The organism is Arthrobacter sp. LAR12-1-1.1 (genome assembly GCF_040676555.1).
GTDB lineage: Bacteria > Actinomycetota > Actinomycetes > Actinomycetales > Micrococcaceae > Arthrobacter.
This window is the reverse complement of sequence record NZ_JBEGIG010000036.1, coordinates 1-746: the sequence shown is the minus strand read 5'-3', so window position 1 is coordinate 746 and position 746 is coordinate 1. Positions and strand designations below refer to the sequence as shown.

Annotated in this window: 1 protein-coding gene and 1 pseudogene; both read right to left on the bottom strand. The window is 69.2% G+C overall.

All coding sequences use genetic code 11. The features are described from left to right. Window positions 1-455, bottom strand: a 455-nt coding sequence (locus MRBLAR12_RS18570; protein WP_364747538.1) for a serine dehydratase beta chain, incomplete at its 3' end; no start/stop codon positions are given. A gap of 90 nt (window positions 456-545) precedes the next feature. Further along, window positions 546-746: pseudogene (locus MRBLAR12_RS18565) on the bottom strand (serine hydroxymethyltransferase); the annotation flags it as partial.

Below are 746 nucleotides of genomic sequence, written 5' to 3'. Positions count from 1 at the left end.
ATGAAGCCGCCGCCGACGGAGAAGAACGTGGCGCTGTGCAGGGTTTCGCCCCCGGCGTCGGAGACGGTGAACGTCATCCCGTTGGTGTGCCGGGGCAGGATGGTCAGCGGCCGCAGGACCATGTCCTTCACCCCGTACGGCAGGGGCACGGATCCGGCCAGCTGCAGCGTGCCGGTCCCGGCGATGGCGGCCAGCCGGTCCTCCACTTCCTCGGGGAGGATCTGCTCGGGATGGAAGCCCTCGAGCCCGAGCAGGATGGCGGTCATGGTGCCGTGGCCGTGGCCCGTGGCAGCGAGCGAGCCGTAGAGGTCCACCCGCAGCGACGCCACCTCTGCCAGCTTGCCGAGGGACTTGAGTTCTTCGGCAAACACGGCGGCGGCCCGCATCGGTCCCACGGTGTGGGAACTGGATGGTCCTATTCCGATGGAAAACAGGTCAAAGACTCCAACAGCCATTGTCGGTTCCTCACTAGGTCATGCTTCAAATGTCGGTGGTTGAGCCCGTCAAACCCCCAATGCATCGACGGGCTCAACTACCGGGACGGGCTATAGGGCAGGGTAGAGCGGGTGGGCGGCGGCGAGGGCCTCCACCCGGGTGCGCAGGCCGGAGAGGTCCGCGCCGGCGTCGGCGGTCAGGGCCTCGGCGATGATGTCCGCGACCTCGGCGAAGGCCGCCTCGCCGAAGCCGCGGGTCGCCAGCGCCGGGGTGCCGATCCGCAGCCCGGAGGTCACCATCGGCGGGCGCGG